This window comes from Synechococcus sp. H55.11 (assembly GCF_047462475.1).
Classification (GTDB): Bacteria; Cyanobacteriota; Cyanobacteriia; order Thermostichales; family Thermostichaceae; genus Thermostichus.
The window spans coordinates 1-3,239 of sequence record NZ_JANSJI010000333.1 but is presented as its reverse complement, the minus strand read 5'-3'; the positions used below and the strand labels follow the sequence as shown (position 1 = coordinate 3,239).

The window sequence follows — 3,239 nt, the reverse complement described above, 5'->3', positions numbered from 1 at the left end:
AGTCAGCAAATCGATCCCAGCCGGGACTTAGTTTTGCGCCCGTTAGGTTTGCTCCCTTGAGAGAAACGTTCAGCAAGTCTGCCTCCTGCAGGTCTGCCCCGCTCAGGTCGGCTCCTTCCAGGTTTGCCCCCCTCAGGTCTGCTGCCCTTAAGTCGGCCCCGCTGAGGTTTTTCACATCAGCCTGGCCGTTAACAATCTCCCAGACCAGCCGCCACTTGGGATCCATCTGAGTTTCGGCAGAGACTAGGGATCCCTCTAGGCTGACCCGGCTCAAGTCGGCCCCGCTCAAGTTGGCTCCGCTGAGATCAGCCTGGCTCAGGTCAGCCCCGCTCAAGTTGGCTCCGTTGAGGTTGGCTGCTCTCAAGTTAGCCTGCTTCAAATTGGCCCGGCTCAGGTTGGCTCCGCTGAGGTTGGCCCCACTGAGGTCTAATCCTCTCAGATAGGTCTGGGCCAAGCTGGCCTCGCTTAGATCGACCCCTCGCAGATATGTTCCGTTTAGGTTAGCTCCGCTCAGGTTCGATCCTCTCAGACATGCCTGACGTATCCGGCTCAGGTTAACCCCCCTCAAGTTGGCTTGCCTGAGGTTGACCCCCGCCAGGTTAGCTTCACTCAGATCGGCTTCGGTTAAGTTGGCGTTGTCCAGGTTCGCTCCCCTTAAGTAGGCTCGGCTTAGGTTTGCGGAGCGCAAATCGGCCCCCTCTAAGTCGGCCTCGCCTAGGTATGCTGCACTCAGGTTTGCGCGGCTCAGCTTGGCCCTGCTCAGGCGTGCTGCTTTCAAGTTTGCCCGGCTTAGGTTGGCCCCCTCTAGGTATACCTCGCTCAGGTTAGCCCAGCTCAGATCAGCCCGGCTCAGGTCAGCCTGGTACAGACAGGCTGCTCCCCCCCTCTCTCCTTTCCCTAGGTCGGCTCCCCTCAAGTCTGCCCCACTTAAGTCAGGCCTATCTAGACTGGCTCCCCTCAGGTCAGCCCAGCGGAAGTCTCGCTCTCCGGCTCTGTATCTGGCTTGGATATCTTCGACTTTACGGAGAGGAAGCGGATGCGCTTTTGCTACCTGCACAAGCTCCGGATCCGCTGACTCCAGCAGTGTTTTCCAGGCTGCAAATTGAACTTTCCAAGCCAAACCTTTTTGCATGACGGTTTGGATAACAAGTTGAGCCCCTTTTTCGCCATATTGGAGCGCTTCCTCAATCGCTCGGATTCGCACTTCCAGATCGGGACTGGCTAGGTCTTGCTCAATAGCCACCAAGCCTCCCATGACCGGATCGGAGCCGGCCAATTGCTGCCCACCCAGAACAGGATCAAAGGTTTCCGCCATCCCTACACCTCAAGTTAACCTTCCAACTACCTGCTGCTGCATAAGCCATAGGCCCGGTCAGTTTTGGCAATTACTTCAGCTCGGTAAGCTTCCAGCCCCCAAATCGACCACCAAAATCAGGGATCCCGTAGCCCAAAGCAGCCGCTGTCTGTTGGATCCCTGGGGAGCTAATGGTTTTGGTAGGGCTGCTACATCCCGCCAGAAGACCAGGACTGAGAACTTAGGAGGGGGAAAACGAAGAGGGGCTGTCGACTTCGATGGGGCCCAGCCCTCTTTTTTGCACCAGCGTTCGCAGCTCCTGCACAAGTTGTTGGTCTTGGGAGGCCGTGCGGGCCCCGGACTCGGCAGCCCATGCTTTTAAGTCCTGAATCTGGTCGCGGGCGATGGCGGCCAGAGGAACGGTTTGGCGAATGGCGCTGAGGACGTCCTCCTGGGTAAACTCGCGGGGTGGATCCTGGTTGAAGGCCATGTGCATGGCATCGTAGATGGTCTGTTCAATTTCTGCCCCGCTGAAATCTTCGCTGGCCATGGCCAGCTCAGGGTAGGAGAAATCCCGCAAGCGGTTGGGCCGCAGCCGCTGGATGTGGACTTGGAAGATTTCCTCCCGCTCCCGTTGGTTGGGCAAATTGACAAAGAAAATCTCATCAAACCGGCCTTTGCGCAGCAACTCAGCCGGCAAGATGCGGACATTATTGGCGGTGGCAACAATAAAAACGGGTTTGGTTTTTTCCTGCATCCAGGTAATTAGGCTGCCGAAGACCCGCTTGCTGGTGCCCGAATCTCCTGAAAACTCGCTGTTGACGCCGCCAAAGGCCTTATCCAACTCATCAATCCACAAAACACAGGGGGCCATAGCTTCGGCAATTTGGATCATCTGGCGCACGCGGCTTTCACTTTCGCCGACGATCCCGCCGAAGAGTCGCCCCACATCCAGCCGGAGCAAGGGCATGCGCCACTCGCGAGCTATGGTTTTGGCACAGAGAGACTTGCCGGTACCCTGAATCCCGGCCAGCAAAATGCCCTTGGGGCTGGGCAAGCCATAGTCGCGGGCCTGGGCACTAAAGCTGTTGCGGCGCTGGCGAATCCAGGCTTTGAGGTTTTCCAGGCCGCCGACATTTTGCAGGGTCTCGGAGGGGTTGTAAAACTCCAGGATTTCCGTCTGGCGGATGTATTGCTTTTTCTCTTCCAGAACCAGGTCAATATCGCCCTCGCTGACCTTGCCTTTGGCGGCTAGGGCGCGGGCCAGGATCCGCTCAATGCGCTGCCGGGTCAGCCCTTGACAGGCTCGAACCAGTTGTTCCCGCGCTGGGCCGCTTAGCTCCAGTTGACGGGCAGGGATCGCGCGGGTAACGATCCGCTCAATTTCGTCGATGCTGGGCAGGGGAAAATCATAGACTACAATTTCCTCGCGCAGCTCGGCAGGGACAACGGCTTCTTGGCCCAGGAGGATGATGGACTTGCGGCTGTGGCGGCCCTCTCTGGCCAAGGTTTTTAGGTAGCGGATAACGGGATAGTTATCTGAGCGTTCTGGATTTCTCAGGGTGGGGTTTAGATCCTTGAGAACACAAATAACCGCCTCGTCCTCTTTGATAGCGCCGATGCGGCCCAGAGCAGGCATCAATTGACCTTTGTTTTGGCCGTTATCTGACCAGCCAGAGACGATATCCCAGATTAGGAGTTTGCGCTTGGGTTTGAGAGAATCGGCCAGAACTTGTAGCAGCTCCTCTGCTGGGGCTTCTTCGGGAGTAACCAGGTAGATCAAAGGGTAGCGAGCGCGAACCACCAAGTCCAGCAGCGTGAGAATGTCTTGGTGATTGCTGGCAAAGGCGAGATCTAAGGAACTCATGGATCTAGCTGCTAGCTGTAGGTAGTCTAGCAAAGGGATCCGCCTAGGGATGGACAGTTCCGTCGGGGAGGATGGCCC

General features: G+C 57.2%; 2 protein-coding genes. Both read right to left on the bottom strand.

All coding sequences use genetic code 11. The annotated features are described in order from the left end of the window. On the bottom strand, positions 1-1,315 hold a 1,315-nt coding region (locus tag NW853_RS12940), incomplete at its 3' end, for a pentapeptide repeat-containing protein (RefSeq protein WP_414349222.1). Positions 1,316-1,535: 220 nt separating this feature from the next. Then, positions 1,536-3,161: an AAA family ATPase gene (locus tag NW853_RS12935; RefSeq protein WP_414349220.1), complete on the bottom strand. Its 1,626-nt coding sequence runs from the start codon at positions 3,159-3,161 to the stop codon at positions 1,536-1,538. Positions 3,162-3,239: the final 78 nt, after the last annotated feature.

Excerpts from the sequence above, each read along its gene's own strand:
- NW853_RS12935 (WP_414349220.1), bottom strand. The coding sequence starts at position 3,161 with ATGAGTTCCTTAGATCTCGCCTTTGCCAGCAATCACCAAGACATTCTC.